Here is a 26,907-nt window from a genome sequence, read left to right as displayed (position 1 = left end):
ATGACTATTCACCCGGTCGACAGCGTGCGCATGAAGCGCGACCTCGCCACGCTGGTAGCCATCAATACAGAAAATCCTCCCGGTCAGGAGCGCGAAGCGGCAGAGTGCGTGGCAGGCTGGCTGCGCGAGGCCGGTTTTGACCTGTCGTTCAGTGAATATGCGGCAGGGCGCACCAACGTCATCGCGGTTCTGCACAACGGTGCCGGACCCTGCTTCGCCTTCAATACCCATCTGGACACAGTGCCTGCCGGCAGCGGCTGGCGTAGCGATCCCTTTACCCTTACCGAGCGCGAGGGACGCCTGTACGGTCGTGGTGCCTGCGATGCCAAAGGACCGCTGGTGGCGATGGTTGAAGCGCTGCGCCTGCTGGCTGCCAGTCGCCACCGCTGGTCCGGTACGCTGATGGGGGTGTTCACCGCCGATGAAGAGGTCGCCAGTGAAGGCGCGAAGTTTTATGTCCGGCAGGCACCGCCGGCCATCGATTTTGCGGTGATTGGCGAACCCACCGGCAACGCCACGTTTTCTGCCCATAAAGGCAGCCTGCGACCGCGCGTCAGGGTGAAGGGCGTAACGGCGCACTCGGGCACGCCAGAGCTGGGGGTAAATGCCATCTATCAGTCCGCCAGATTACTGGGCCTGATTGAGCAGTCGCATCAGCAGCAGGTGCGCTGTCGCTGCCACGCGCTGGTGGGCAATGCCAGCCTGACGGTGACGCGCATCCACGGGGGGCACGCTGATAACGTGGTGCCGGACAGCTGCGAGCTGCTCCTCGACCGCCGCATGGTGCCTGGTGAGGACGAGCAGGCGGTGAAGGCCGAACTGCAGCAGCTGCTTGACCACGCGAAAGCCACTGCCGGCGTAGAGGCTGAAATCATCGCCTGGCAGGCCACCACGGGCGGGGCCACCGAGACCGACAGTAACGAAGCGATTGTGCAGCACAGCCTCGCTGCCTGTCGTCGCCACGGGCAGGCGGAACCGGGCCCGTTTGGTTTTCACGGGGGATGCGATTTAGTGCATTTTCGTTCGCTCGGGGCGAAAGGCGTGGTGATCGGACCCGGCAGCCTGGCGGTGGCTCACAAGCCAGATGAGTTCGTGCCTGTTGAAGAATTTATTGCTGCCGCAGCCATCTACCTCGACGTGGCACTGGCGATGCTGCCGCAGGAGTCTGCAACGTGAAAGCAACGCTTTGGCGCGGTCAGCTGCGCTATGACGCGGTCACACTGCACACCGCGTCCTCGGGCGCAATCAGCGCGCTGGATACGCTGTGGCTGCGGCTGGACGATGGCACGCGCTGCGGCACTGGCGAGGTGCGGCTCAACATACAGTACCTGCACGGCTACAGCGCCGATCGGGTGCTGGAAAACATCACCAGCGCCCTGGCAGGCTGGAACTGGGCACTGGCGCCGCAGGCGATGCTGGAGCGTGTGCATGCGGATGGGGCGGGACTGCTGGCACCGGCGCGCATGCTGTTCGACATGGCGCTGCATGATTTACTGGCGCAGCAGGCCGGCGTGAGCCTGGCGCACTGGCTCGGTGCCGCTGCGGCCAGCCCCGGCTACCCCACCAACCAGACGCTGTTCTGGGGCAGTGAAGCGCAAATGCTGACGCAGGCTGAACAGTACGTTGCACGTGGCTTTACCCAGCTCAAACTGCGTACCGGCGTGGCGGATGTGGCGACCGATCTGGCGCGGTTGCACGCCCTGCGCGCCCGCTTTGGTGAGGCCATCACGCTGGCGATTGATGTCAACGGTCAGTGGTCACTGGCGCAGGCGCACGACGCTTTTCCGGCGCTGCAGGCGCTGAATCTCAGCTATGTCGAACAGCCGCTGGCACCGGCTAACGATGCCGCACTGGCGCAACTGAGCGGTTATGGCGTGCCGATCATGCTGGACGAGAGCCTCAATAGCCCGGCAGCCATCGATCAACTGATGGCGGCGAACGGCGCGCTGTGGGGCCATCTCAAGCTGGTGAAGCTGGGCGGCATTGCGCCCACGCTGGCGGCGGCACGGCGCCTTCAGGCGGCCAGCATCCCTTTCATGATAGGTCAGATGAACGAAGGTCATGCGGCAACAGCGGCGGCGCTGCAGGTGTGTCGCGCCGTGCAGCCGCGTTTCGCAGAACTGTACGGTGCCGATGGCCTGATAAACGATGCGGTGAGCGGCCTGCATTATCAGCAGGGCACTGTCGTCATCAATGATTTACCCGGCCTGGGCGTGCATTTTGATGCCGCGCGCGCCACTTTTCTCCAGGAGTCTGGTTATGCAACAGCTGAATAATGTTATCCAGGGCAGTGAATCCGCCTTTAGCGCACAGGAGTACACACAACGCATCCAGCGCACCCGCGAACGTCTCAATGCGGCCGGCGTTGATGTGATGATTGTGACCGGACCAGAAAATATCTTCTGGTTAACCGGTCAGCAAACACCGGGCTATTACACCTTTCAGGCGCTGGTGCTGCCAACAGAAGGGGATCCGGTGTTTGTTATCCGCCAGCTCGAATACTTTAACTTTATCGCCAACACCTTTATCTCAGATGCCGCCATCTATCAGGATGGCGATAACCCGGTTGATTTTCTCGTTGTCCTGCTGCAGCAGCGCGGCTGGCTTAGTAAGCGTGTCGGGCTGGACAAACGCGGCTGGTTTTTGCCGGTAGCCGTGTATGAGGCGTTACAAAGTCGCATCGGCAGCCTCGCCGATACTGCCGGGGTGATTGAGCCGCTGCGCGCAGTGAAATCGACGGCGGAAGTGGAAAAGATCGCCCAGGCGGCGCGCTATGTTGACGCCGGCATGCAGGCCGGTATGGCTGCAGTGCGCGCCGGGGCGGATGAAAATGCGCTGGTCGCGGCCATGATGGGAGCCGCCATCGCGGCCGGATCCGAATATGTCGGGATGGAGCCGCTGGTTTCCAGTGGCCCACGCAGCGGTGTGCCTCACGGAACCTGGCGTCGTCGCGTGTTGCAGGATAATGAGCCGGTGTTTCTGGAGATGGCTGCCGCGCACGATCGCTATCACGCCGCGCTGATGCGCTCGGCATGGCTGGGGCGGCCTCCTGCTATTGCGCTGGAAATGGAGAAAGTGTGTCAGGAGGCGCTCCAGGCGGCACTGGATGCCATTCGGCCGGGCGCAACCTGTGCCGCACCGCACATAGCCTGCCAGCAGGTGATCGATCGCGCGGGCTTCACCGACAACTTTAAAAAACGCACCGGCTACTCCATCGGTGTCTCGTTCGCGCCGGACTGGGGCGAGGGCGGCATTCTCAGCCTGTACAGTGGCGTCAACACCGAATTGCAGCCAGGCATGACCTTCCATATCCCCCCGGCGCTGCGCATCTACGGCGAATTTACGGTTGGTGTTAGCGAAACCGTGGTGGTGACGGAAACCGGCTATCGCCAGCTCGGTTCGCTGGCTCGCCCATTAACCTGCTTATAAGGAAACCCGATGAAAGACATCAGCGAATGCCGTGAACGCCTGCGCGGTATCTTTAACATTACCGTGACGCCCTTCAGCGCCAGCGGCGACATTGACTTCGGCGCCCTGCGCGAAAATATCGAACGCGTCATCGGCCTTGGCTACGACGGCCTGTTAATTGGCGGCACTTATGGCGAGTTTCCGGTGATGTCAGTGCCAGAACGCCGTGCGCTGTTTCACGCCGTGATGGACTGCGTGCAGGATCGCGTGGCGGTGATGCTGTGCAGCGCCAGCGCAGACCCGCGTGATGCCCGCGAGCTGACGCAGCTGGCCGGGGATCTGGGCGGTTTGCCGATGGTCACCGCGCCTTTTGTCAGCGAAATTACCGACGCGCAAATTCTTGCCTATTTTGCTGAGATGGCACCGCTGTCGAAAACCGGCATTCTGGTTTACAACGCGCCGGGCATTGGTATCACCCTGTCACCGGCACTGCTGGAGCAACTGGCGATGATACCGGGTGTGGTAGGCATCAAACAGGGCGATCTGAATCCAACCGCCATCGATCAGATTGCCAACCGCCTGCGCGGCAAACTGCGTCTATTTTGTGCCTCCGATCTGGCCTTTGCCGGCCCGATGATGGCCGGATTCGATGGCATCAGTACCACCAACAGCGGCGCGCTGCCGGAGCTCATCCTTGCCTGCTATCGTGCGCTGGAACAGGGCGATGCCGCCACCGCGCGCGATCTGCACCAGCTGTGGTTTGACTATCGCACGCTGGCACGCCAGCACGGCCAGCCGCAACTGGTGAAAGCGGCAATGGCGCTGCGCGGTTTCAATGGCGGCACGGTGCGCGCACCGCTGCAGCCGATCTCGCCAGACGCGCTGGTCGCGCTGACCAGCGTGATGCAACGGCTGGCCAGCGACGGACGCAGCGGGGTTACGCTGGCGTCACCAGCGCCTGCAGAAAGGCCGTAAACAGCGGGTGCGGTGCATCCGGGCGCGACTGTAGCTCCGGATGCCCCTGTACCCCCTGCCAGAAACGGTGATCGGCCAGCGCAATGCCTTCGATGATGTCATCAGTCTGGGCGGTAACTTGCACACCGCTTGCCAGCAGTGGCGGCAGCAGTTGCGGATTAAAGCGATAGCGATGGTTGTAATGCATAAGGTTAAACGGCTCTGCGGCCGGGTATGGCAGCAGGCCACAGCGATGGCGACCATCGGCAAAAGCAATAAAGCTGTGCACCGCGGCCTGCGGTGCCACTTCTGCCAGCATGGCCTGACTGAGCTCTGGGTGACGTTGTAACGCAGCCGTGCACATGCTCTGCATGCCGAGGCACAGGCCCAGCGTGGGAATGTTGCGTTGCCGACTGGCGTGCGCCACGGCGATTTGACCGCGCACCGCTGCCATCGAGGCACCTCCCGGTAGCAGAATGCCGTGCACCTCGTCGAGTTCGGGCAGCTCGTTTGTCAGTGCGGCGGGAGCGAAAAAGTGAATATCCACATCGAGCGCCAGCGCCCGGGCTGCGGCGTAAAGCGCATCGAGAGTGGCCGGATAGCTGTCACGCTGATCGTGCTCGCGCGCTATCAGACCAATACGCAGCGCATGGCGGCCGGGGGTCGGTGAAGTCAGGGTATGTTGCAGCAGGGTGTCGCTGCCAGCCTGCAGCCGCATTGTTGTCTCACGGGAAAGCGCCTTGAGGCGCTGTCCTCGCAGATGAGCAATGCGCGCTACATCCGCCTGCGCCACGACGATTACGGCTTCGTTCGCAGGCAGCAGGGTTACATCGCGGACTTCATGCTGCAGTGTATCGCTCCGATACAGCCCGCTGGTGACGCAGTAACCTGCCGCCGCGACATGCTGATGGCTATCGGGGAAATCGCCGGAGAAATCCGGGCGCAGGCTCCATAACGGTAATGCCAGCTGATTGGCATACAGGCTGGCAAGCAGCCCAAAGCGCGCCGGAACGCGGGCATCATCAACAATGAAAATAGGTAACACGGCACTCTTCCTGCTGGGATAGGGTGATTAATTGTATTAGTTGATTCAGGATATACAAAAGAGGATTTATGAATAGTCAGCTACTGGCTCGTCGCATGCAGCGCGTCCGTCCATCTCCAACCGCCGCGATTTCCGATCGGGTGCGTGCGCTGGAAGCCGCCGGCAAGGCGATAATCAACCTCGGCGAGGGAGAACTCGATTTTGCCACGCCGGACAGCATCAGCTATGCCGGTATTGCCGCCATTGTGCAGCAGCAAACCAAATACACCGCCGTTTCCGGTACGCGCGAACTCAAAACAGCGATTGCCGCCAAGTTTGCCCGTGATAACCAACTGCATTTTACCGCTGAGCAGATCATTGCCGGCAGCGGTGCCAAGCAGCTGATTTTCAACGCACTGCTGGCTACGCTGGATGCTGGCCAGCAGGTGATCATTCCTGCCCCTTACTGGGTTTCCTACCCGGATATGGTGACGCTCGCAGAAGGCGAACCGGTGATCGTGGCCTGTGACGAACAGCACGACTGGAAGCTGCAGCCGCCACAACTGGCTGCCGCGCTGACGCCGGCAACGCGTTGGGTGATTCTGAACTCACCGGGTAACCCGACCGGTGCGGTTTACAGTGCGCAGGAGCTACAGGCGCTGGCTAAGGTGCTGACCGATCATCCCCAGGTGTTAATCATGGCGGATGATATTTACGAGCCGTTACGCTACGACGCCACGCCATTCAGCACTTTTGCCGCGGCGGCTCCGCAGTTGGCTGACCGCACGCTGACAGTTAACGGTGTCTCAAAAAGCCATGCCATGACCGGCTGGCGGCTCGGCTATGCTGCCGGTCCGGCATGGCTGATTAACGCGATGCAGATTTTGCAGTCGCAGAGTACCTCTAATCCCAGCAGCATCTCGCAGGCAGCAGCGGTTGTCGCGTTGCAGCAACCAGCCGAATTTCTGGCAGGCTGGCTTGCTACGCTTGATCGGCGACGTCAGCAGGTGCTGACAATGATCGCCACCAGCAACGGCCTCAGCGCCCGGGCGCCGCAGGGAGCATTCTATATTTTTGCCAACTGCCAAAAGTTACTGGGATGCGTGACGCCGCAGGGAGAACGGCTGGAGGACGACAGCGCGCTGGCCAGCTGGCTGTTGCAGGACGCACAGGTTGCGGTGTTGCATGGATCGGCGTTTGGCATGCCGGGTTATTTACGCATTGCCTACGCGGTTGACGATGCGTTGCTGGAGCAGGCCTGCGCGCGGCTGAAATCTGCGGTGTTAAAACTGCGCTGATGTCCGCCATGAGGGATTGATACGCGATCGGATGCTGGCATGCATCCTCCCGATCGCCAGCAATGGCGATCGGGTGAGGCAGGTGGCAGTTTAAAAGAAAAATGGCCAGCGAGCACGCTAATGACTGCATCAGCCCGATTTTCGACAAAGAGAAGGAGCAGAAACGCCTGCAGACGGCTCAGCTGATCGGTGAACCAGGCAGCCAGGTTGCTGATATCGCCCGGACGCAGGGGCAGATTGAGGCGACGGAAGCAGGTAAGAAGGAACTGGCAAAAAACAACATAAACCAGCCGGATGCCGACGCTCCTGCGGCTGAAAAGAAAGCGTATCAGGAAGCGCTGGAAAACAGCAGTGATTATAAGAAGGCCATGGCACTCTGGGGCACCGGCAGCGATATCCAGAAGGGGATTCAGGCGGCGACTGCGGCAATTCAGGGTTTGGCGGGTGGCAATCTAGCGCAGGCAGCCAGCGGCGCGGCGGCACCGTATCTGGCCGAGCAGATACACAAATATACCGCCGACAATCAGGCCGCAAAAGCGATGGCTCATGCAGTGGTAGGTGCGGTAACATCGTGGGCGGCAGGCAACAGCGCGGCAGCAGGCGCGACCGGTGCGGTCAGCGGAGAGCTGATGGGTCAGTTGATCATGCATTCGATGTATCCGGGTAAACAGGTCAGTGACCTGCAGGAGTCGGATAAGCAGGTCATCAGTGCACTGAGTACCCTGGCTGCGGGTCTGGCAGGCGGCGTGACCGGCGGCAGCAGCGCCAGTGCGCTGGCCGGCGCTCAGGCAGGGAAGAATGCGGTTGAGAATAATGCGCTGACTATCCCTGCGCCTCCAGTTCCTGTTCCGGGTGTGCCTGTTGGTCCCGGCGACCAGGTTAAACAGGATGCAGATAAGAAAATAGCTTCAGGTCTTGAAGGTACAATTAAAGATCTGGGTGATGCGCTGGACAAGGCAACGCAGTGCTCCTTCGGACGAGCTTGTTCTTCGGAAAATGGCGAAGAACAGAACCAACCAAATATTGGCAAAGATTTTTCGGATGCTGATAAAGCCGAATTGGGTGGAACGGGGTCCGGAACGCCTGGCGGTTGGGAGCCACAGGATGAGGAAAATGCGCGGAATAATGAGGCTCATAGTGCTGCAAATAGTAAAAATCTTAATGCCGAGTTAACGGGAAAAGAGATAGCCGATGGACATGCTTTCGAAAAGCATGTTATTCAGCAAAATGAATTCGCTAATCTGGGAATAAAGACGAAAGAACAGTTTGCTCAACACATTGAGAACGTTGTAAAAAATCCAACTTCTGTCAAAGAGCTAAGTGGCGGAAGGTCAGCTTATTGGGATCAATCTACAAACACCGTTGTTATACGAAACCCCAAACCTGGCGATGGTGGTACTGCATTCAGACCAGTTAACGGCAGAGCCTACTTTGATAGCTTGAGGTAAATATGGAACTATTATCTGTCACGATGAAAAGTGCAAAAATTAATATAACAGAAGAAGAGTTGCTGATATTAAATTCAGCGTTGAATGAAATCTGTAATGGTATTGATATTGCTGAGTTTGAAACAAGAATAGGCTCTGATAGAAATGAGGTTGCAGCCTTGTTAAGTAAGATTGGAAACATATTAGATCAAATGATCTCTTAATGACCAAATCCCGGCCATTAAGCCGGGATTTTTACATTATCAGTCAACCGCCAGGCGAATGATCATCTGATCCGGCGTGGTTATCACCTCGATCTTCTGCCCGGTCGCAAATCCCAGCACAGCCATCCAGTGGCCGCGCAGGGTGATCGATGGTTAAGGCCGGTGCTTCAGGTGATCGCATATATATCCCACGGTATAACGTCTTGATTGAGCTGTGGACGTGTCGGCCTCTGACTTATGATCCGTGCCAGCCATAACCAGCCCATCGTTAATTGCTTGCGGTCAGCGGGCTGGGGTATTCGAGCACCTCAGTTCCGCGCCTGTTAGCTACTCCGTTTACCCATCACGTTATCCAGCATCTCAGAAATAAACTTCTGCTTCGTCATTGGCGTCTGTAGGATCGCATCGATCTGCCTTTCCGGCCGTGGCACCGTGCAGTGGCTAGTGTTATAAAATCGCGGGCGGCAGGAAACAGCGCGGCAGCAGGCGCGACGGGTACGGTCAGCGGAGAGTTGATGGGCCGCTGATCATGCATTCAATGTATCCGGGTAAACAGGTCAGCGACCTTCAGGAGTCGGATAAGCAGATCGTCAGTGCACTGAGTACCCTGGCTGCAGGTCTGGCATGCGGCGTGACCGGCGGCAGTAGCGCCAGTGCGCTGGCCGGCGCTCAGGCAGGGAAGAATGCGGTGGAGAATAATGCGCTGAGTGATATTGCTGAGAACAAAGCCTCAGGAATATCGCAGCAGGAGAAATATCAGAAAGCGCAGGATTCGTTGGTGAAGGTTACTGAGGAATACAAGGCTCAAAACTGTGCCGGAATGAATGCCGAAGCCTGCGGTGCTGAAATGGATGCGCATCGTGATGAATTGCTGAGAGGTGCGGGTCTGGCCGGACTGGATTTTGTGCCGGTTGTCGGTGACATTAAGAGTTTTGCGGAAGCGCAGACGGCGCTGGATTATCTGGCAGCAGTTATCGGGATAATACCGGGTGCAGGGGATGTGGCAGGTAAGGCGATTAAGGCTGCGGAAACGGCGCTGAAGAAAGGGGATGTGGTTGAAGCTCCACGGCTGATTAATAAGGCCAGTGATGAGGTCTCTGCTTATAACGCAGCAGCCTATCCGAAGCTGAAAGACGATCTGATGCAGCAGAACCTGAACAATATCGCTAAGCAGGATCCGAGGTTGGACGCCGTTGTCAGGGGGTGATAATGGAAAACTGAATTATGGTGTTGGTTCTGGAAGCAGAGACGAAGCAGATCGATTAGGTAAAATCTGGGTAGGAGATGGGGCTATACCAACAACGGACGGAAAAGGTCTGGTTAGTGCTGATGGTTTAAGGATATACCGTTATCCTGATTCGAAGCCAAATGCTCCAGAGCATTTGAATCCAACAGGAGTGCAAGCCAACTTCGAAATCTACCAAATAAACCCATCAACTGGTGAAAGGATACGTATTGGTAATGGGCATATGAGTTTTAAAAAATGAAAGCTGAATTGAAAACGCTAGGAAATGATTTATTTGATCTGAAACTTTATCTTCCAGAAGAAGCAGATAATTTCATTATGTCATTAACGTTAACAATTGGACCTATCGATGAAACTGGTAGCAATTATTTTTATGTAAAAGTCTGCACCCCCGAATGGCTCTGCAAACATCATTGGCTGCCGGAGTTAATGCGCCACACGCTTCTGGTGCGTAAATACGATCTGGATGAAATCAAAAAGACGATCACAGACTACATCGATCAGTGTGAAGGTGAAGACTGGATGGATATAGCGCAAAAGCTCTCCCGCGTCTTTTCCTGGGAATATGAAGATTACCAGACCTTGAATGATTAACCAAAATATCCCGGCCACTGAGCCGGGATATTTTTACCTGCCACTTACTCCACCGCCAGCCGGATGATCAACTATGCGCTGAATGCCAGTCAGGCGCTCAGCTTTGATAAAGAGTCTGTCAGACTGCCGGAAATCCGGCAGCGACTGCCAGCCAGTGATTGATAAATGGAAGCAGGTCAGCGATAAGCAAAGCGCAGACACCGATCAGAAACTGAAAGATAATCCGCTGGAAGCTGTAGTTGTTGATAAAGAACTGGCGCAGGGCGGCATTGATATGGCGGCGCGTCCTGGCTGGGTAGGAAAGCTTTCTGGCGTTGAGGTAATGACAAGCGATGAAGTCAAAGCCTATGTTCAGCAATGGAATGGACAGGATCTGAGAAATATAGATGTAAACAGCCCTGGCTGGACGACTTTTGCGGCGTTTATATCCGATCCTGAAAATCAGGCTGCTGTAACTTCTTTGATAATGTTGGGTAAAGACCTCGTCATAATTGCGAAGAATAGTTTGACAACTAGATCTTTGTTTAATGAGATGACCACACAAGGAATTAAAGTTACACCTGAAAATGTTGTTAGTGCAGAAAAGGACAATGGCGGAAAATTTATTATTCTTGAAAAAAATTCAAAAGCAGGATTACAACATATTGTGGAACAGCATGGGAGCCAATTTGCTCAAATAGGTGTATCAGAAGCATGTATTCCTGATATAATAATGAATGCTGTCACTGATGGTAAAGTTGTTGGTTATCAAGGTCCTGGGATTGGCAGGCCCATCTGTTAAACCATGATAAATGGTAAGAAGTACTATATTGCTATCACTGTACGGAACAACGGCTACGTCGTAGGGGCTAAATTGCGAGGCTCGGTAAAATGAAAGAGATAAAATTAATGGCTGACTATCATTGTCATCCATTATGGGGAGGTGATTCGGGCGACTTTAGTGATATATCACCTGAGGAATTACCAATATCACTGGAGCTGAAAATAGCCTGAATGAATGGGCTAAACGATATGATGATATTCTTAATGTAGATGATCCTGCATCATCCAGTTTTAAAAGTGAAAAAGAAGAAAAGTTATTTATTGATGATGGGTATAAATTAGCCGAGTATCTTAAAAGAGAATTAGGAAACACATACAAAGTCACATATCACTCTGATTACTAATTAATACAATCCCGGCCAGCGAGCCGGGATTTTTACATTATCAGTCCGCCGCCAGCCGGATAATCATCTGCCCCGGTTCAGTGATCACAGCGATCTTCTGCCCGGTAGCAAATCCCAGCTCGGCCATCCAGTGGCCGCGCAGAGTGATCGACGGTGAAGGTCGGTGCTTCAGGTGATCGCGGATATATCCCACGGTATAACGTCTTGATTTAGTTGTGGGCGTGTCGGCCTCTGACTTATGATGGGTGCCAGCCATAACCAGCTCCTCGTTAATTGCTTGCGGTCAGCGGGCTGGGATATTCGAGCACCTCAATTCCGCGCCTGTTAGCTAATCCGTTTACCCATCACGTTATCCAGCATCTCAGAAATAACTTCTGCTTCGCCATTAGCGTCTGTCGGATCGCATCGATCTGCCTTTCCGGCCGAGACACCCGTTCAGTGGTTAGTGTGATAAGCTCGCGGGCAGCAGGAAACAGCGCGGCAGGAGGCGCGACGGGTGCGGTCAGCGGAGAGCTGATGGGTCAGTTGATCATGCATTCGATGTATCCGGGTAAACAGGTCAGTGACCTGTAGGAGTCGGATAAGCAGATCATCAGTGCACTGAGTACCCTGGCTGCAGGTCTGGCAGGCGGCGTGACCGGTGGCAGTAGCGCCAGTGCGCTGGCCGGCGCTCAGGCAGGGAAGAATGCGGTTGAGAATAATGCGCTGAGTTTGGGTACGGGTATGACCAGTTCAGGCTCCGCTGCGCAGTCATGGAATCAGTATTCACAGGAACATAACCTTACACCAGAGCAGAAACAGGCAGGATTGGATAAACTGAGGCAGGGTGATTTGCCTGACGGCGCGAATATAACCAAGGTTATCGTGAATGGATATAAGGACGGCGTGTTGATAGCAGGAGCAGCTTATTTAGGTCCGGCTGCATCGGTAGGTAAAGTAGTCGGTGGTGCAGTCATGGCGGCAATGGCTAATGGTACGTATCAGTGGTTTGATATCAACAGTGAGAAGAATCAAAGCCTGCCTGAAAATCAGCAAACAACCTGGGACTACTGGGGCAGTGCTTCTGCGGCTGTAACCGGCGCACTGGCTCCGGGACGTGGACTATTGCAGAACGTAGGAATAGCTACGACTGGTGCGGCATTGAGTAATGGAGCTGATATTGGGGCGATTGGTGTCGCCGCAGGTAGCGCTGGATTGGGATGGGGATTTGGTGAATATGCACCAGGGGTTGTTAATTCGTTAACAGGAAAGGATGCACCTGGCTTCATATTTGATGCTGTAGGCTCGCTCGGGACAGAATTTTTAGGTGGATATACACAAAATCTCTTAAATACACCAACTCCACAAAAATTTTCTGAAAAAGAAAAGGAGGAGAAAAAATGATCGCATATATCAAATTACTAATTTACTCTTGTGTTTTTTGTATACTGATTTGTTTTATTTTAGGGGCTGGAGCATCGGTCATTATATATATTAAAAATGGATATTTTCTAATTCCCGATGGACAGCTAAAGAGAGCTATTGTTTTTGGATCTATTGCAGGAACAGCGATTACATTAGCTACAATAGTTTTTAATCTGATAGACAAGTTCAATACGCGAAAATCTCCCCCATCAGATCCTAATTGATTTCAACAAGAAATCCCGGCCAGTGAGCCGGGATTCCTTTTTTATCAGTCAGTTATCCTTCAGCAGCCAGGCGGATAATCAACTGTCCCGGCTCAGTGAGCACCTCGATCTTCTGCCCGGTCTCAAATCCCAGTGCCGCCATCCAGTGGCCCTTCAGGATAATAGACGGTGAAAGCGTGAACTTCCTCTGATTCCGGACATATCCCACGGTGTAACGTCTTGATTTAGTTGTGGGCGTGTCGGTCTCTGGCTTATGATGCGTGCCAGCCATAACCAGCTCCTTGTTAATTGCTTGCGGTCAGCGGGCTGGGGTATTCGAGCACCTCAGTTCCGCGCCTGTAAGTTGCTCCGTTTAGCCATCACGTTATCCAGCATCCCAGAAATAAACTTCTGCTTCGTCATTGGCATCTGCCGGCTCGCATCGATCTGCCTTTCCAGCCGTGGCACCAGTGCAATGGTTCGTGTGATAAGATCGCGGGCGGCAGGAAACAGCGCGGTAACAGGCGCGACGGGGGCGGTCAGCGGAGAGCTGATGGGTCAGTTGATCATACATTCGATGTATCCGGGTAAAAAGGTCAGCGACCTGCAGGAGTCGGATAAGCAGATCATGTGCACTGAGTACCCTGACTGCAGGCCTGGCAGGCGGCGTGACCGGCGGCAGTAGCGCCGGTGCGCTGGCCGACGCTCAGGCAGGGAAGAATGCGGTTGAGAATAACTCGCTGGGTAATATTGCGTAGGCGCAGTCTGAAGGCAAGACGCTGGAGCAAAAAGCCAGTGAGTATTGAGGCTGAGAACGAACGCTACAAGAAGGAGAACTGTGCCTGATTAAGCGCGGAAGCCTGCTCGGTGAAGATGTACGACGAGCGGCGTGAATCGCTGAAAGAAACCCTTGCCGCCGGTGCAGATTTTGTGCCGGTGGTGGGTGATATCAAGAGCTTTGCGGAAGCGCAGAGTGTGCTGGACTATCTTGCCGCAGCGGTAGGGTTGATACCGGGCGCAGGGGGTGTGGCGGGCAAGGCCACTAAAGCGGCTGAGACAGCGCTGAAGAAAGTGGAAGTTGCTGAAGCCTCGAAGCTGATCAATAAGGCCAGTGATGATATTAAGGCAATTAAGCCGTTAGATGTTGGTTCATATAAAGAGCTTAAAGATCGTGCTGTAATGGGTGATAGTTTAGAGCATGACCATATTCCCTCTTTTGCTGCTCGGAGAACAGCAAAGGGAAATGAGTTAGGTAGGAAATTGACTCCAGCGGAAGAAAAGACTTTATATCAAAATGCTACTGCTGTAGAAGTCCCTAAAGATGTTTATCGGGCTAGGCCTACTTATGGTGGGAAAAACACGGCAGCTCAAGTTCAGCAAGATGCGTAAGATCTGTGCGGTGCCGTGTATCGTGATACTGATGCCTTGAGAACCAATACGATAGAGCGTAGATATAAGCCGGCTCTAGTTGATGATACTGTAAAGAAAATTATTGACAGAAATCGGCAAATTGGGGTCATTAAATAATGTTGGCATGGAATAATCTTGTTGAAATGCTAGGGGGCTCGAAGGCGAGTAATGAGTTTATTTATCTTCCTCAAAAAATTAATGAATTACCTGTTTTTGAAGAAGGCGTATTAGGTGATCGAAGTTATTACTCTTTTTTTAATTCGGGTGTTTTATTTTTACTAGAAGATGACCTGGTAAATCAAATTAGTTTGTATATACAATCCGATGAAGGATTTTCTGCCTATACAGGGGAACTGCCTTTACCTGTTAATAGTCGTGAGTCAGAGATTATTCAGGCTTTGGGAACTCCTTCGGGATCTGGAGGTGGAAAAATGGATATGTTGTTGGGATATGTCAATCGTTGGATAAAATACAAAACAGAAAGTCATACACTGCATATTCAGTTTAATCAGAATGATCAACTATGTAGAGTGACACTAATGCAGTAAAGACGATCCTGGCCCTTGCGCCGGGATCGTCTTTTTTTTCCGGTTAGATCCTAATCTCCGCCTAAATCACCAGCCGCCCACGCTCGACGGTGACGATAACGGGCTGGTCGGTGTTAAAGCCGAGATCTTCCAACCAGCGGCCCTTCAGCGTGAGTTGCGGCGGCGGGTTGCCCTTCATGCCAGTGGGGACGTAGCCGACGGTGTAATGCCGTTGGGATTCTTTTACTTCAGTTGCGCGGGGTTCTGACTTAAAATCGCGTTTAGACATAATAACTACTCCTAACTAGTTGTTGTGGTGAGCAGAGTTATCGGGTGCCAGCCCGGCAGCCCTGCGCTGATAAAAATCGTCTATTCTGTAGTAAATCCCTTCTACGACGTCAATAACTGCGTCATCTTCAAACGCTTAAGCAGGCTGTCCATCAGGACGATCAGCGCCTGCTGATCTTCATCCGATAACGAATCCATCTGCGTCACCAGCGCCTGTAAACGCGGGTTATGTATCTGCGGCGGCGTCATGGGTTCCAGTCCAAGCAGCGAATCAAGGCTGGTCTGTATACCTGCGCAATCCTGACCACGGCGTCAAGCTGGGAACCGATGCCCCCCGTTCCCAGCGGTTGTAAACCCGGCGGTCAACCTCCAGTAACTCGGCCAGCCGGGCATGAGTCATTCGCCATCTCCGCCCCGTGCGGCCCCCGCCGGGGGCCTCCCTGCTTAACCCTCTGCATGCGACCCCTGCCGGTTCGCGCTCCGTCCAACCCGCGCCCGCCGCACAAGCAAGTTGTGCAGCGTTCACGGGTTATTGGTAAACCCCGGTTGGGCAATGAAAGGTGGTTAATAAAAATGGTAATGGCAGGGTTGCAGGTACAAACAATCCCTAATAGCATCGATAAGTCAGGCGGCCATGACTTGAAGGTGAAATGATGAAACTTATTGATTATAAAAACAAATCAATCAAGAGGGGAACGGTCTTTAGGCTGCCTGCTGTTTGGCCATATGAAGAATGGGTTGATTTTATGGTCATAGATTTATTTGAAACTCACGGCTTAGTCGTATCTTCTGGTCACAAAGCTGGATTGATTTTAATATCTTTACCAGTCGAAAGCGCGTCAATCGAAGGTAGAGCATTAAGTACAGAATGGGTTATTACCAATTGGGCTAAATGTATATATCCAGAATGTAATATTGAAGATGTTTATATCCTTGGTGAATATGTAGCAACTCCTATTAAATAAACAACGAACCCGCCTTAACAGGCGGGATTTTTTTGCCTGTCACTCAGCCAGCGACCGTATTATCAGCTGCCCGTGCTCCACGGCGACCGTCACCGGCGCACCGGTCGTAAACCCCGCCTTTTCAATCCAGTTACCCTTCAGGTTAAGGCTGGGCAGCAGGTCACTGCCGGTACGGCGGCACTCATGGCGGATACTGGTATATCCGACCTTAAGCTGCCGTAAAGCTCTGGAAATGCTTACTTCTGACTTAGTATCGTGCTCAGCCATGATTAACTACCTCGTATAGTTGGTTGTGGTTAGCGGGTTGGGGTGTTGGCGCTCCTCAGCTCCGCGCCTGATATCTACTCTTTTTAACCAATCCCATCGTCCAGCATCTCAGCCACAAACTACTGCTTCGTCATTAGCAGTTGCCTGATCGCATCGATCTGCCTTTCCAGCCGTGGCACCGTGCAGTGGTTAGAGTGATAAGCTCGCGGGTAGCAGGCAACAGCGCGGCAGCAGGCGCACCGGTGCGGTCAGCGGAGAGCTGATGGGCAGCTGATCATGCATTCGACGTATCCGGGTAAACAGGTCAGTGACCTGCAGGAGTCGGATAAGCAGATCATCAGTGCACTGAGTACCCTGGCTGCAGGTCTGGCAGGCGGCGTGACCGGCGGCAGTAGCGCCAGTGCGCTGGCCGGCGCTCAGGCAGGGAAGAATGTGGTTGAGAATAACTCGCTGGGTGATATTGCTCAGGCGCAGTCTGAAGGCAAGACGCTGGAGCAGAAAGCCAGTGAGTACGTTGAGGCTGAGAACGAACGCTACAAGAAGGAGAACTATGCAGGATTAAGTGCGGACTCTTGCTCGGTGAAGATGTACACTCAACGTCAGGAAGAACTGAAAGATATTCTGTCAACGGGCGCAGATTTTATGCCGGTGGTCGGGACCATCAAAAGCCTAGCAGAGGTACAATCGGCACTGGATATCTTCTTGCTGCTGCCTCAGTGATCCCGGGAGAGCGCATTGCTTCCGGTATTCTGAAAAATGTGGAAAAAGCTCTGGCTAAGGGCGATCTCATTGAAGCATCTAAGCTGCTCAACAAGGCCAGTGATGAAATTACTGAATATCCTCCTGGTCCAGGGAAAATATCCGTTCCAACTTCTGGTGTTGGTGCTAGTGCCAAGTTCTCGGTAACTAATGCACAGGTTGGGAAAAAACTGGGTAAACATGTTGAAGATTTTGGTGGGAATGCATCAAATGCGGCTGATCGAGAACGTGTTTTAAATATCATAAATGATATAGGCTCTAATCCAGATAAAGTTGTTGCAGGGAAAATTGCAGGGCAAGGTGCTGGAGCAGGTGCCAGTCGTGGTGATGTATTCTTCAGAATAAAAGGAAATGATGTTGTTGTTACTAAACCAGATGGTAGTTTTATTACTATCCTTAAAGATGGTGTGTTAAATAACACCTCTGTAAAAAATGCACTGAAGGGGGCACTACAATGATGCTTTTTGGGGAGGGGTATCAAGAGCTGTTACGTAATATAGTTGGACAAAAACTTCAAAATGTCAATGGTCTGATATATGTTTATGACATTCCAGATTTAGGAGCGCCGCAACAACTTCAGCTTGTTTTTTTTAATGAAAATAAAAGTGTTGTGTTCAGGTGCGGACTGGATGGGGCTTCACTTGAACTAACTGATTCGCCAATGCAGGAAAATGATCTCGGAGAGTATGGCAAAGAGATAATTATGGATTTGTCAAATTTATATTCTTTTCAGAAAATTATTGGAAAAACACTCTTACGATTTAACGTGATTTATTCTGAAATTGAACAAAAAGTGACTGGGGCAAAGTTAGCTTTTGATGAAGGACTTACTTTAATAATCATTAATCTTGGGGATGAAATTAAGGTTTTTGATTCTTTGCCAATGGAATATGAGCGAGACGAGAAAATTAATTACATTGATGTTTCATCTATATTTAAAAACAGCCTTCCCGACAGTTAATCTCTTAACCTTCTGTTTCTCCTGACTCTCAGCCTGCACCATCGCAGGCTTCTGAAGGGCGCCAGACATAACGCTGATTATGCGTGGTTCGTCCTCCTGAACTGTGCATAACCCTGCATTATGTTGAATAGCTGCAGGCAATTTACCCGGTGGGTGGGTTCTTCAACGGGGGAGGTAGCGTGTTCAGGCTAAAAAGGCGCGTCGGGGCAAAAAGTTGTTGCACCGGAAGTGCGGCAGGCAAAAACGACGGTAATGAACGGAAAGTAACGGGAAAAATCGGCCTCGCCTCTGTAATCCGCGTCAGAGAAAGTTGTTGTTGAGAATAATGCGCTGAGTAAGGAAAATGAGAAGCGCCACGGTCTGCGGCCAGTAGATATGATTGACATCATTCCACTGTTCAACGGGACTGCTAAAGTTTTTGATGATATTATTGGTTCAGTAGGTGGAGAGTTTATAAATAACACTGTTGAGGATGAGGTTTATAAAAATGATAAGAAAAAATAAGCCTACAATATGGTTGTTGCTTATAAGTATTGTATATATGGTCTTTTGCTGCTTAGTTTTTTTCTCTTTGGCGCTGATAGCTGTTCAGCTAATCATTAGCCATAGAATTGCTGTTGAACAGTCAGATATTAAATATATTCTGATTGCGAGTATCATTGCAGGAACAGCCGCAGCTTTTAGATCATGGCTTTTTGCCAAAATAGATGAGCGTAAAGCCCGTTAATCTCCGCCCTCCAAACCTGCATAACCTCAGAAATCCCGGTCCTAAAAACCCGGGAGTTTTCATCTGTCACTCAGCCAGCGGCCGGATTATCAGCTGTCCGTGACCCCGCCTCTTCAAGCCAGTTACCCTTCAGGTTAAGGCTGGGGTAACAGCTGTAACGGGTGGTTCTGCCGGTGAGGCGGCACTCATGGCGGATACTGGTATATCCGACCTTAAGCTGGCGTAACGCTTTGGAAATGCTCACTTCTGGCTTAGTATCGTGCTCAGCCATATCAACTACTGAAAAAACCTTTATAAATGCACCGGGAGGGCAATAATGAGGAATGGTCAGGAAATTTATAAAGATATCGGTACTGTTTTATATAGTATCGCTCCCGATAAAGCTAAGAAGATCATTATGCGAGCAGAATTGTCACCGGAAAATGATCATTGTGAATATGAATATGATTATCTTGATGATGATGATAAAACTCAATGGTTAACGGCAGGTGGAAGGGCGAATACAGATATCCTTCATTATCTGGTAGAGCTTCGCAACTATTATATTGAAAACAATCTGACCAATGGCCGCCCTGCGTGGCATGGATGTGAAGTGACTTTGGATGTTAAAAAAATGAAACTAAATGTAGACTTCCGCTACGACGATTAGCCATCAATGAGCCCGGCTCTCAAACCGGGATCTTCTTATTTTTTAGCCGTCAAATTTACCCACAATGCCCGTTCCCGCGCTTGATCACCGGCAGATTGCCAGTGTCGTTCAGCGCACCGGGGAACGACTTAAGTCACTGCTTCATCTTCGGCCTGTTGACGAATACCACGCCACATTTAGATAACACAAGAACTTATGAACATGAAACATACTTGTTAGTTCCAGAATCGAAAGTATTTTTTAACCCGCAAAAAAATAATGTAATTGTGGTTGATAAAACAGGTAATTTTGTCAGTTGATGGAAGCTTGATCCTCAAACGAAACAGTATGATAACTTTATGGATAACGGGGTTTTAAGATGAGTCAATCACTTAAGAGCTACATTGATAGTTTTATATCGAGGGACATAACAGCTGGCTGCTTTGTGGACACTTATATGATTAAGTGGAAAACAGAACGTGATAATGAATTACTTGCACAGGATGATGATAATTTAAGTGAGTTACTATCCAGCGTATTTTGTATTGCTGATATGTATAACTCAGATAATGATCGTGAAGAATATGAATTTAATGAAAATCAACTTTGGTATGAAATAAATAAGCTAATAGCCGCTTATACAGATAACTAAAAGGAAATCCCGGCCATTGAGCCGGGATTTTTACATTATCAGTCCGCCGCCAGCCGGATAATCATCTGCCCCGGCGTGGTGATCATCTCGACCTTTTGCCCTGTCGCAAACCCCTGCTCAGCCATCCAGTGACCGCGCAGGTTAATGGACGGTCAAGGCCTGTGCTGCAGGTGATCGCGGATAAATCCCACGGTATAACGTCTTGATTTAGATGTGGACGTGTCGGTCTCTGACTTATGATGAGTGCCAGCCATAACCAGCTCCTCGTTAATTGCTTGCGGTCAGCGGGCTGGGATATTCGAGCACCACAGTTCCGCGCCTGTTAGCTAATCCGTTTACCCATCACGTTATCCAGCATCTCAGAAATAAACTTCTGCTTCGCCATTAGCGTCTGTCGGATCGCATCGATCTGCCTTTCCAGCCGTGGCACCAGTGCAATGGTTCGTGTGATAAGATCGCGGGCGGCAGCACGGCAGCACGGCAGCAGGCGCACCGGTGCGGTCAGCGGAGAGCTGATGGGTCAGTTGATCATGCATTCGATGTATCCGGGTAAACAGGTCAGTGACCTGCAGGAGTCGGATAAGCAGATCATCAGTGCACTGAGTACCCTGGCTGCAGGTCTGGCAGGCGGCGTGACCGGTGGCAGTAGCGCCAGTGCGCTGGCCGGCGCTCAGGCAGGGAAGAATGCGGTTGAGAATAACTGGCTAAGCGTGCAGGAAGCCGAAAGAAAAGCCATCCTGGAGCGTAAGGAGAAGGCTGGCACTATCACGCCTGACGAGCGGCAGGAGCTGTCCGGTATCATCCAGACCGATAAAACCCGTGACCAGGCTATTCACGATGTATGTACACAGAGCAATAAAGGCAGCGCGGCCTGTGGGACGTTGGTCAGCCAGGCTCAGACGGCGCTGGATAAATACGGCGACAGGGTTACTTATTCGCTGATTTACAAAGACCTGTACCCGCAGGACGCTGCAAATCTTGAAAGCGTATTGAAGGGGCTGGATGCGGGAGGCATCAGCCGTGATCAGGCGATAACGGCGATAGCAAAGCAGTCCGGGCAAAGCTGGGACAGTGTGGCTGAACAATATGATTCAGCCATGCAGGCACAGGCGATTGCTGTTGCGCTGGCGGGTATGAAGGGTATTGAGATAAAACAGCCCTCGACCGTCAGCAAGTCACCGGCAGCTAAGGCAGACAAGAACCTTAGTTATGTTGATGAACCACCGTTTAACCCCGGCGGTACAGCGGGAGGTGCGTAGTCCTGGTCCACAAAGGGACGTATAAAATACGTAGAGCTTCCGACTCAAGGGAAAATAAGGTTTGTTCCTGATGGTAATTACTCTCCCAGTAATCCGTTACCAGGAGGACTAAATAACGGTTATCTCGATAAGTTTGGTAATGAATGGGTGAAAGGCCCCTCCCGGACCGCAGGGCAAGCCTTCGAATGGGATGTTCAATTATCACCTAAAGGGAAAGCTCAGCCTGGCTGGGCGACAAGAGATGGATCGCACTTGAATGTGTCCCTTGACGGAAAAATCACACATAAATAAGTAAGGCGCGTATTTATGGAAAGTAAAATCGGTTTTTATCAGGAGATAGAAATAACTTCTGGTTGCAAAGATAAAAATAAAAAGTATGTCGGTAAGAAAGGCGGAGTCATGGGAATAAGTGAAGAAGACGGAGTACTGTACGGATACTCAATAAAACTTTACGACGAAGAATATCTTTTATCTTTTGATAAAGATGAAGTGGTTCCGACAGGTAAACAACTCACTCAAGAAGACTTTTACTGATCCAACACAGATTCCGGTTATTGGCCGGGATCTTTTTTTACCCTTTCACACCGCCCGCCATTCGACCTTACCGTTGCGCCATGTCCGCTTCTGCGGTGTGCTGACGGCGGTAATAAACGCTGCTTCCTCTTTCGCTGTCAGTATCAGTGCACCATTCAGCACCTGCAATTCCAGCCCTGTCAGACCTAAAATCCTCACCGCATCTGACTGTAAGGCGCTGTTCCTGCATCAGCCCTCAGCCGCCAACGGATAATCAACCGCCCTGGCGTAGTGATCACCTCGATCTTCTGTCCGGTCGAAATCCCAATCCGATCGACCAGTGACCATAGAGTGATGAAGGATGAAGGTTTGTGTTCCAGGCGAACGCGGATATTTACAGATGCGTGCTCAACAAAGATGCATAACCAGCTTACTCAGACGCGGCAGAAAAACCCGTTATTCGGGTAAATTCTGTTCCTGGTTCGGGTGCTATTGAAAGCTTTCCAGCAGCTCTGTCGGCGCTGGATTACCGGGCTGCAACAATCGAAATTATTTCGGCTACAGTTAACGCCGCCGCTTCGTCACCCAAAGCACCGTTCCTCACGCTGCGATTATCAGCCCGCAATCCCTGACGTGCCGATCCACCCCGCAAATTTCCGCTCTCTGCCTGGTAAAGGCGCGCCTGCCTGACTACACCTTAAGCATCCTTGTTATCACTGTCCTTTCCGCTGTTTAAGCGGTTTTCAGCCTGCGCGCCGACATCCTGCCGCGCCGGCACCTTTAGCGGTCAGACATGACCTCTGGCCTGATTCGGAGTGAATGATGAAGAGTCGCAACCTGACGCGATCGGCGGTCGCGTTTGCCACATTGAGTTGCCTGTATGTGCCGTTTAGCGCCCTGGCGTGGGATAACCTGACGGTTTTCGGCGATAGCCTGAGCGATGGCGGTAATGTCGGGCGCTTTACTTATGATGGCGCGCAACATCCACTGTATGACGAGATCCTCGCTGCACAGTTTGGGCAAACGCTGCAGCCGTCGTCGCGCGGTGGCAGCAACTATGCACAGGGCGGCGGCGTTACCGTGCCGGCGCTGGATGCCAGCCTCAATACGCAAGACCAGCTGGCTGCTTATCTGCAATCCACCGGCGGACGCGCAGATAGCAACGGACTGTACATTCACTGGGTGGGCGCTAACGATATCGCGGCGGCGGTGACTAATCCGCTTACCGCGCGCGATACCATCAGCAACAGCGCCAGCGCGGCGGTGTCGCAAATCAAAACCCTGCTGGATGCCGGTGCGGGGGCGGTAATCGTGCCAAACGTGCCGCAGCTTGGCTCCACGCCTTTCATGGTGCAGGCGGTGCTGAGTGTGCTGGGCCCGGCGGCGCAGTCGGCGATGGTCGCGGCGTTTGCCTCACTGGACAGCCATGCCACGCCCGATGTGGCTGCGCGCCAGCAGGCGGTGCGCGACGCATTCGATCAGGCTGCCGCACAGGTATCGACCATCCCGGCGCTGCGTGCCGCGCTGGCGCAGCAGCTATTTTCGGCCTGGCAGGTGCTCAGCGAGCAGGTGACGGCCCTCTCCGATGGCTATAACCAGCAGGAAGAAGCCGGGCTGGTGGCGCTGAATGGCAACATTGTGCGTGCCGACATCGCCGGCCTGTTCAACGAGGTAATTGCCGATCCGCAACGCTATGGCCTGAGCAATACGCTGGGGATGGCCTGTCCGGTTGGCACCTCTGCCGCCGAATGCACCTCGTCAACGCCCGGTTTCAGCAACGCGCAGGCCTATCTGTTTGCCGACCGGCTGCATCCCAGCCCGGCGGTACATGCCATGATCGCCGACTATATTCAATCGATCCTCGACGCACCCGCGCAGGTGGCGGCACTGGCACGGGCGCCGCTGATGCTGTCGCGTGATATGCAAAACACCCTCGACGGCCATTTACAGCAGCAGCGTCAGCAGCCGGCCAGCGCCGGTCAGGTTAGCGTGTTCGGCGGCTATGCCGGTCAGCATATTGATTATCGCGGCGACAGCCTGCTTAACGGCGACGCTGATACCGGCAGCCTGACGCTGGGATTGGGCTATCAGTTCACGGATAACTGGCAGGCAGGTCTGCTGTTGTCGAGCACCGCGCAGCACCAGCATCCTTCGGCGCACTATGATTACAAGCTGCGCGGCAATTTGCTGGCGCTGTATAGCCAGCTGACGCTGCTGGAGCAGGGCTGGATCAATGCGGATGTGCACTATGCCGATCTCGATTTTGACAGCATCGAACGTCGCATCAATATCGGCCCGGCAACGCGCACCGAACAGGGCAGCAGCAGCGGCAAAATGCTCGGGCTGCGGGTGCAAACCGGCTGGGACCTGCCAATAGGCGAACACCTTTCCACCGGCCCGGTTGCCAGCTACGCACTGGATTATGTGCGGGCAGGGGGCTACAGCGAAAACGGCGACAGCAGCACCGCCATGCGTTTTTCCGATCAAACCCTGCATTCGCAAATCGGCGCGCTTGGCTGGCGTATCGACAGCAAACAGTGGCCGGTGAATCCGTGGGCGCAGCTCAGTTATAACCACCAGTTTGGCGATACGCAGAACGCGGTGCGCGCCGGGCTGAAGTCAACGCAGACCGGCTTTGTACGCAGCGTCAGCGCCGGTGATAAAAACTGGCTGGATATGTCGCTGGGGGCCAGCGTGCCGCTGGGTGAAACGGTCAACGCTTTCGCCGGGGTTTCTGCGGTCGGAGGCAACAGCGCGTATCATCAGGTGAGCTGGAATATTGGCCTGAATGCGACATTTTGATAACGGCGCGCCAGTCGGAAATTTCACTGGCGCGTTATCTCGCGTAAAAAATTAAACTGATGATCGCCGGAAATATTTCGATAATTCAAGCCATTCTTCTTCGTAAGTCAAATTAATCAGAACGTTCGTACCGGCGATTACCACAATTATTCTGCGATAAATCTGTAAAACGTATTTTTGTCGCTTCGCTTTCCTTCCGGAATCATATCGTTATTCTCTCTCGCCACATCACGCCGCTGAAAAGCTCCCGTATAATCTGGTACAGGTCAATATATTAGTTTTCAATCACTTATACTGCTGATGCTCTGTCGTATTACGTTAATAATTTATGGGGAACACCATGGCGAATACATCTGGCACCACCAGCACTACCACACCTTCCGCTACCGGGACGGTGATTCAATTACATACCATTGATGATTTACGTAAACAGGAACCTGTTTCGATTGGCGAAATTGCGTCGGTGCTGGAGTACAGCCGTGGCAGTCGGATGGGCGGCGGCGTGTTTGTCTACGATGCCACCGACAACAGTACGCCCGATGACGGCGGGCTAAATTTCGTAACGTCCGGTAAAAAGCGCTGGAAAAGAGTGGTCCTCGATTATAGCGCGGTCACGGTGGTGGATTTTGGCGCGATAGCCGATGGCACCACCGATTGTATTGATGCGGTGATCCGCATGTTTAAATGGTCGCAGCGTGTCTTACCCTCCGCGGGCATTCGCTTTACCGCCGGTGAGTTCAGCCTGTCCGGCTTTGATTTAGCGGAAGTACTGGGCAGCGACAGAGAGATTAACCGTTTTAAAATATCCGGCGCGCCGGTCAACTTCGGTTATTTCCCCACCACCACGCTGAAATTTAACTGGGGACCAAAACCGCGCAAAACCCATTTCTTCAGCGTACGCGCACGCTATGTGGAAATTTCCGGCTTTGTGGTGAAAGGCATGAGTTCTGATAGCGGCGAAGACGGCGGCACGGCGTTTAATAATGTCGGCTTCTTTACCAACAGTATTATCGGTGGCCAGTTTCTGCGCGTCAGCAGCATGGAGTTTCGCTACCTCGGCGGGCGGGCACTGGAACTGATTGACACGCTGGACTGTAAAATCGACCAGTTTTATTCACGTGGCTGTCAGGGCAGTATTGTCTATGCGCGCTGGTCCGATCGGGAAAAAGGCGCCTGGGATCATTCGACCGCGATTGAACTCTCCAACTTTAATTTGCAGCGCAGCACCAAACAGCCGGTGTTCGATCTGCCGCGCTGCACGCAATCGTTTATTCGCAATGGCTGGATCGAGCACTCCGAATTTGCCGGCGATCTCACCAATGGTCAGTGGACGATTGAAGGGCTGGTGATTGAATCGACGCAAAATCCCATGAAAATGGGCTACTGCCGCGCGATGATTATTCAGAAAAGCGTGCACCGCGATAGCGCGGGCTTTGACTTCAGCAAAGAGGGTATTGAGCCATGGACGCTGCTGGCGGAAGGCGATCGTGGCGTGATGGAGATTTCCGATCTTGGCGCGATCATTCAGGGATCGCTGAGTTATGACTTCACCACCTCGCAGCATCACATGGATAACCGTGGCAAAGACGCGAAATGGTTTTACGTCGGCGAATTTAATTTTTCCGACGCTACCTCACAAATTCACGTTCGCATTGTCGGCAGCGCGCAGTATGTTTCCCAGTCGGAAACGCAAACCGATTACAGCTACCGGACACCGGAGGGCGTGGCGAATATTTATCTGCAGGCGCGCAACGACGATAACACCATTGGCAGCTGGCACAGCGAAGGCTCCTCACCCGTAATTAAGGTGCATATTGAGGGCAAAGGCGCACACACCAAACTGTACGTTAAAATTCCGGCCTATACCGGCTTCTCAATTGCGCTGGTGGAAACCAACGGGCGCGATCGCTATCAGTCCGGTCAGTGTTTTATTTTCCGCAAAAGTTTTACCGCCTGCAGTGCGGAAGAAGCCACGGCACTGGATAACCAGCCGGTCGTCGCCTTTGAGCAGCACTGGGTGGGCAATAAAGATGTCGGCTTTGGCTACAACAATAATAAAGAACTGCTGCTGCGTGGGCCGTTTTTTGAACGGCAGGAGCAGGATGCCACGGGGAAGTGGATCACCCGCCGTTTCCTGAAAGTCCGCGTGAACGGTGTGCCGCGCAGTATTGAAATACTCGATCCGGATAACCCGCGCTAAC

At 52.8% G+C, this 26,907-nt stretch carries 33 protein-coding genes and 4 pseudogenes; 28 read left to right on the top strand and 9 right to left on the bottom strand.

Annotated elements, in window-relative coordinates; all coding sequences use genetic code 11:
• From K7H94_RS20605 to K7H94_RS20590, 4 genes are read left to right on the top strand one after another with little or no spacing between them, the layout of a single operon-like run.
• The gene (locus K7H94_RS20605; protein ID WP_222952101.1) at positions 1–1,176 is read left to right on the top strand and encodes a M20 family metallopeptidase; all 1,176 of its coding nucleotides are present in this window, start codon (positions 1–3) and stop codon (positions 1,174–1,176) included.
• The gene (locus K7H94_RS20600) at positions 1,173–2,276 is read left to right on the top strand and encodes a mandelate racemase/muconate lactonizing enzyme family protein (protein WP_222952100.1); all 1,104 of its coding nucleotides are present in this window, start codon (positions 1,173–1,175) and stop codon (positions 2,274–2,276) included. Before K7H94_RS20605 ends, K7H94_RS20600 begins: the two co-directional genes overlap by 4 nt.
• Positions 2,260–3,429 (top strand): M24 family metallopeptidase, encoded by a 1,170-nt coding sequence (locus K7H94_RS20595; RefSeq protein WP_222952099.1) that lies wholly within the window; start codon positions 2,260–2,262, stop codon positions 3,427–3,429. Before K7H94_RS20600 ends, K7H94_RS20595 begins: the two co-directional genes overlap by 17 nt.
• 9 nt (positions 3,430–3,438) lie before the next feature.
• Positions 3,439–4,383, top strand: coding sequence for a dihydrodipicolinate synthase family protein (locus tag K7H94_RS20590; RefSeq protein WP_058775906.1), 945 nt, complete (start codon positions 3,439–3,441; stop codon positions 4,381–4,383).
• On the opposite strand, the gene K7H94_RS20585 is transcribed toward K7H94_RS20590, so the two are convergent.
• A complete protein-coding gene (locus tag K7H94_RS20585; protein ID WP_222952098.1) occupies positions 4,346–5,407 on the bottom strand; it encodes a glutamine amidotransferase-related protein in 1,062 nt (353 codons plus the stop codon). The two genes, K7H94_RS20590 and K7H94_RS20585, sit on opposite strands and share 38 nt — an antisense overlap.
• A gap of 68 nt (positions 5,408–5,475) precedes the next feature.
• Here K7H94_RS20585 and K7H94_RS20580 point away from each other — a divergent pair, with 68 nt between their 5' ends.
• The 3 genes from K7H94_RS20580 to K7H94_RS20570 all read left to right on the top strand — a co-directional run bounded on the left by K7H94_RS20580 (position 5,476) and on the right by K7H94_RS20570 (position 8,335).
• On the top strand, positions 5,476–6,684 hold the full coding sequence (locus K7H94_RS20580) for a pyridoxal phosphate-dependent aminotransferase (protein ID WP_222952097.1): 1,209 nt from the start codon (positions 5,476–5,478) through the stop codon (positions 6,682–6,684).
• A gap of 101 nt (positions 6,685–6,785) precedes the next feature.
• Entirely contained in the window at positions 6,786–8,132 is a 1,347-nt protein-coding gene (locus K7H94_RS23235) for a VENN motif pre-toxin domain-containing protein (protein WP_222952096.1), read from the top strand.
• 2 nt (positions 8,133–8,134) lie between these two features.
• Positions 8,135–8,335, top strand: coding sequence for a hypothetical protein (locus K7H94_RS20570; protein WP_222952095.1), 201 nt, complete (start codon positions 8,135–8,137; stop codon positions 8,333–8,335).
• A gap of 39 nt (positions 8,336–8,374) precedes the next feature.
• Here the strand turns inward: K7H94_RS20570 and K7H94_RS23075 are convergent, their stop codons facing one another.
• Positions 8,375–8,476, bottom strand: a complete 102-nt coding sequence (locus tag K7H94_RS23075) for a SymE family type I addiction module toxin (RefSeq protein ID WP_276523032.1) — start codon at positions 8,474–8,476, stop codon at positions 8,375–8,377.
• A 388-nt stretch (positions 8,477–8,864) separates the two neighbouring features.
• On the opposite strand from K7H94_RS23075, the gene K7H94_RS23230 reads away from it, so the two are divergent.
• From K7H94_RS23230 to K7H94_RS23065, 4 genes and pseudogenes are all read left to right on the top strand, one after another.
• Positions 8,865–9,542, top strand: coding sequence for a VENN motif pre-toxin domain-containing protein (locus K7H94_RS23230; protein ID WP_222952094.1), 678 nt, complete (start codon positions 8,865–8,867; stop codon positions 9,540–9,542).
• Complete coding sequence (locus K7H94_RS20555) at positions 9,529–9,822, top strand: filamentous hemagglutinin (RefSeq protein WP_222952093.1); 294 nt, start codon at positions 9,529–9,531, stop codon at positions 9,820–9,822. Before K7H94_RS23230 ends, K7H94_RS20555 begins: the two co-directional genes overlap by 14 nt.
• Positions 9,819–10,175, top strand: a complete 357-nt coding sequence (locus tag K7H94_RS20550; RefSeq protein ID WP_222952092.1) for an immunity 8 family protein — start codon at positions 9,819–9,821, stop codon at positions 10,173–10,175. Before K7H94_RS20555 ends, K7H94_RS20550 begins: the two co-directional genes overlap by 4 nt.
• Positions 10,176–10,244: 69 nt before the next feature.
• A pseudogene (locus tag K7H94_RS23065) lies at positions 10,245–11,049 on the top strand (VENN motif pre-toxin domain-containing protein); the annotation flags it as partial.
• A 332-nt stretch (positions 11,050–11,381) separates the two neighbouring features.
• Here K7H94_RS23065 and K7H94_RS20540 read toward each other — a convergent pair.
• Positions 11,382–11,597, bottom strand: coding sequence for a SymE family type I addiction module toxin (locus K7H94_RS20540; RefSeq protein WP_245001423.1), 216 nt, complete (start codon positions 11,595–11,597; stop codon positions 11,382–11,384).
• A 329-nt stretch (positions 11,598–11,926) separates the two neighbouring features.
• Between K7H94_RS20540 and K7H94_RS20535 the strand changes: the two are divergent.
• A pseudogene (locus K7H94_RS20535) lies at positions 11,927–12,724 on the top strand (VENN motif pre-toxin domain-containing protein); the annotation flags it as partial.
• A 297-nt stretch (positions 12,725–13,021) separates the two neighbouring features.
• On the opposite strand, the gene K7H94_RS20530 reads toward K7H94_RS20535, so the two are convergent.
• Positions 13,022–13,240 carry a SymE family type I addiction module toxin gene (locus K7H94_RS20530; protein WP_245001421.1) on the bottom strand — a complete coding sequence of 73 codons (219 nt, stop codon included), beginning with the start codon at positions 13,238–13,240 and terminating at the stop codon, positions 13,022–13,024.
• Positions 13,241–13,616: 376 nt separating this feature from the next.
• Here K7H94_RS20530 and K7H94_RS23180 point away from each other — a divergent pair, with 376 nt between their 5' ends.
• The 3 genes from K7H94_RS23180 (at position 13,617) to cdiI (ending at position 14,906) form a co-directional block, all read left to right on the top strand.
• Entirely contained in the window at positions 13,617–13,706 is a 90-nt protein-coding gene (locus tag K7H94_RS23180; protein ID WP_276523028.1) for a VENN motif pre-toxin domain-containing protein, read from the top strand.
• Positions 13,707–13,821: 115 nt separating this feature from the next.
• Complete coding sequence (locus K7H94_RS23175; protein WP_276523030.1) at positions 13,822–14,337, top strand: hypothetical protein; 516 nt, start codon at positions 13,822–13,824, stop codon at positions 14,335–14,337.
• A 137-nt stretch (positions 14,338–14,474) separates the two neighbouring features.
• Positions 14,475–14,906: a toxin-immunity protein system imunity protein CdiI gene (cdiI, locus tag K7H94_RS20520; protein WP_222952091.1), complete on the top strand. Its 432-nt coding sequence runs from the start codon at positions 14,475–14,477 to the stop codon at positions 14,904–14,906.
• A 61-nt stretch (positions 14,907–14,967) separates the two neighbouring features.
• Here cdiI and K7H94_RS20515 read toward each other — a convergent pair whose 3' ends face one another.
• Complete coding sequence (locus K7H94_RS20515) at positions 14,968–15,174, bottom strand: SymE family type I addiction module toxin (RefSeq protein ID WP_222952090.1); 207 nt, start codon at positions 15,172–15,174, stop codon at positions 14,968–14,970.
• A gap of 101 nt (positions 15,175–15,275) precedes the next feature.
• On the bottom strand, positions 15,276–15,422 hold the full coding sequence (locus K7H94_RS20510; RefSeq protein ID WP_222952089.1) for a hypothetical protein: 147 nt from the start codon (positions 15,420–15,422) through the stop codon (positions 15,276–15,278).
• Positions 15,423–15,826: 404 nt separating this feature from the next.
• Here K7H94_RS20510 and imm45 point away from each other — a divergent pair, with 404 nt between their 5' ends.
• The gene (gene imm45 / locus K7H94_RS20505) at positions 15,827–16,138 is read left to right on the top strand and encodes an Imm45 family immunity protein (RefSeq protein ID WP_222952395.1); all 312 of its coding nucleotides are present in this window, start codon (positions 15,827–15,829) and stop codon (positions 16,136–16,138) included.
• Between the two features lie 39 nt (positions 16,139–16,177).
• On the opposite strand, the gene K7H94_RS20500 is transcribed toward imm45, so the two are convergent.
• A complete protein-coding gene (locus K7H94_RS20500) occupies positions 16,178–16,405 on the bottom strand; it encodes a SymE family type I addiction module toxin (RefSeq protein WP_222952088.1) in 228 nt (75 codons plus the stop codon).
• A 276-nt stretch (positions 16,406–16,681) separates the two neighbouring features.
• Between K7H94_RS20500 and K7H94_RS23060 the strand changes: the two genes are divergently transcribed.
• The 5 genes from K7H94_RS23060 (at position 16,682) to K7H94_RS20485 (ending at position 18,852) form a co-directional block, all read left to right on the top strand.
• Positions 16,682–17,125, top strand: a complete 444-nt coding sequence (locus tag K7H94_RS23060; RefSeq protein WP_276523027.1) for a VENN motif pre-toxin domain-containing protein — start codon at positions 16,682–16,684, stop codon at positions 17,123–17,125.
• 38 nt (positions 17,126–17,163) lie between these two features.
• Positions 17,164–17,622, top strand: coding sequence for a hypothetical protein (locus K7H94_RS23170; RefSeq protein WP_276523026.1), 459 nt, complete (start codon positions 17,164–17,166; stop codon positions 17,620–17,622).
• On the top strand, positions 17,619–18,125 hold the full coding sequence (locus K7H94_RS20490; protein WP_181444766.1) for a hypothetical protein: 507 nt from the start codon (positions 17,619–17,621) through the stop codon (positions 18,123–18,125). Before K7H94_RS23170 ends, K7H94_RS20490 begins: the two co-directional genes overlap by 4 nt.
• 375 nt (positions 18,126–18,500) lie before the next feature.
• The gene (locus tag K7H94_RS23165) at positions 18,501–18,629 is read left to right on the top strand and encodes a hypothetical protein (protein ID WP_276523025.1); all 129 of its coding nucleotides are present in this window, start codon (positions 18,501–18,503) and stop codon (positions 18,627–18,629) included.
• Positions 18,613–18,852: a hypothetical protein gene (locus K7H94_RS20485; protein WP_141495963.1), complete on the top strand. Its 240-nt coding sequence runs from the start codon at positions 18,613–18,615 to the stop codon at positions 18,850–18,852. The genes K7H94_RS23165 and K7H94_RS20485 overlap by 17 nt, the downstream gene beginning before the upstream one ends.
• Positions 18,853–18,922: 70 nt before the next feature.
• Here the strand turns inward: K7H94_RS20485 and K7H94_RS20480 are convergent, their stop codons facing one another.
• On the bottom strand, positions 18,923–19,123 hold the full coding sequence (locus K7H94_RS20480; RefSeq protein WP_088517278.1) for a SymE family type I addiction module toxin: 201 nt from the start codon (positions 19,121–19,123) through the stop codon (positions 18,923–18,925).
• A 45-nt stretch (positions 19,124–19,168) separates the two neighbouring features.
• On the opposite strand from K7H94_RS20480, the gene K7H94_RS20475 reads away from it, so the two are divergent.
• A complete protein-coding gene (locus tag K7H94_RS20475; protein ID WP_222952087.1) occupies positions 19,169–19,501 on the top strand; it encodes a hypothetical protein in 333 nt (110 codons plus the stop codon).
• Between the two features lie 358 nt (positions 19,502–19,859).
• The gene (locus K7H94_RS20465) at positions 19,860–20,132 is read left to right on the top strand and encodes a colicin immunity domain-containing protein (RefSeq protein WP_141495964.1); all 273 of its coding nucleotides are present in this window, start codon (positions 19,860–19,862) and stop codon (positions 20,130–20,132) included.
• Between the two features lie 38 nt (positions 20,133–20,170).
• Here the strand turns inward: K7H94_RS20465 and K7H94_RS23055 are convergent, their stop codons facing one another.
• On the bottom strand, positions 20,171–20,272 hold the full coding sequence (locus K7H94_RS23055; RefSeq protein WP_254919543.1) for a type I toxin-antitoxin system SymE family toxin: 102 nt from the start codon (positions 20,270–20,272) through the stop codon (positions 20,171–20,173).
• 297 nt (positions 20,273–20,569) lie between these two features.
• Between K7H94_RS23055 and K7H94_RS23335 the strand changes: the two are divergent.
• The 5 genes and pseudogenes from K7H94_RS23335 to K7H94_RS20435 form a co-directional block, all read left to right on the top strand.
• Positions 20,570–21,040, top strand: a pseudogene (locus K7H94_RS23335) (VENN motif pre-toxin domain-containing protein); the annotation flags it as partial.
• A gap of 303 nt (positions 21,041–21,343) precedes the next feature.
• Positions 21,344–21,682: pseudogene (locus K7H94_RS23050) on the top strand (polymorphic toxin type 17 domain-containing protein); the annotation flags it as partial.
• 15 nt (positions 21,683–21,697) lie between these two features.
• Positions 21,698–21,925 carry an Imm31 family immunity protein gene (locus tag K7H94_RS20445; RefSeq protein ID WP_104187380.1) on the top strand — a complete coding sequence of 76 codons (228 nt, stop codon included), beginning with the start codon at positions 21,698–21,700 and terminating at the stop codon, positions 21,923–21,925.
• 798 nt (positions 21,926–22,723) lie between these two features.
• On the top strand, positions 22,724–24,706 hold the full coding sequence (locus tag K7H94_RS20440) for an autotransporter outer membrane beta-barrel domain-containing protein (protein ID WP_420874731.1): 1,983 nt from the start codon (positions 22,724–22,726) through the stop codon (positions 24,704–24,706).
• 340 nt (positions 24,707–25,046) lie between these two features.
• Positions 25,047–26,906: a hypothetical protein gene (locus K7H94_RS20435; protein WP_222952085.1), complete on the top strand. Its 1,860-nt coding sequence runs from the start codon at positions 25,047–25,049 to the stop codon at positions 26,904–26,906.
• Position 26,907: the final 1 nt, after the last annotated feature.

This window comes from Pantoea dispersa, assembly GCF_019890955.1.
Classification (GTDB): Bacteria; Pseudomonadota; Gammaproteobacteria; order Enterobacterales; family Enterobacteriaceae; genus Pantoea; species Pantoea dispersa.
Note: the sequence above shows the minus strand (reverse complement) of the source record. Positions and strands in the feature narration are given on the sequence as shown.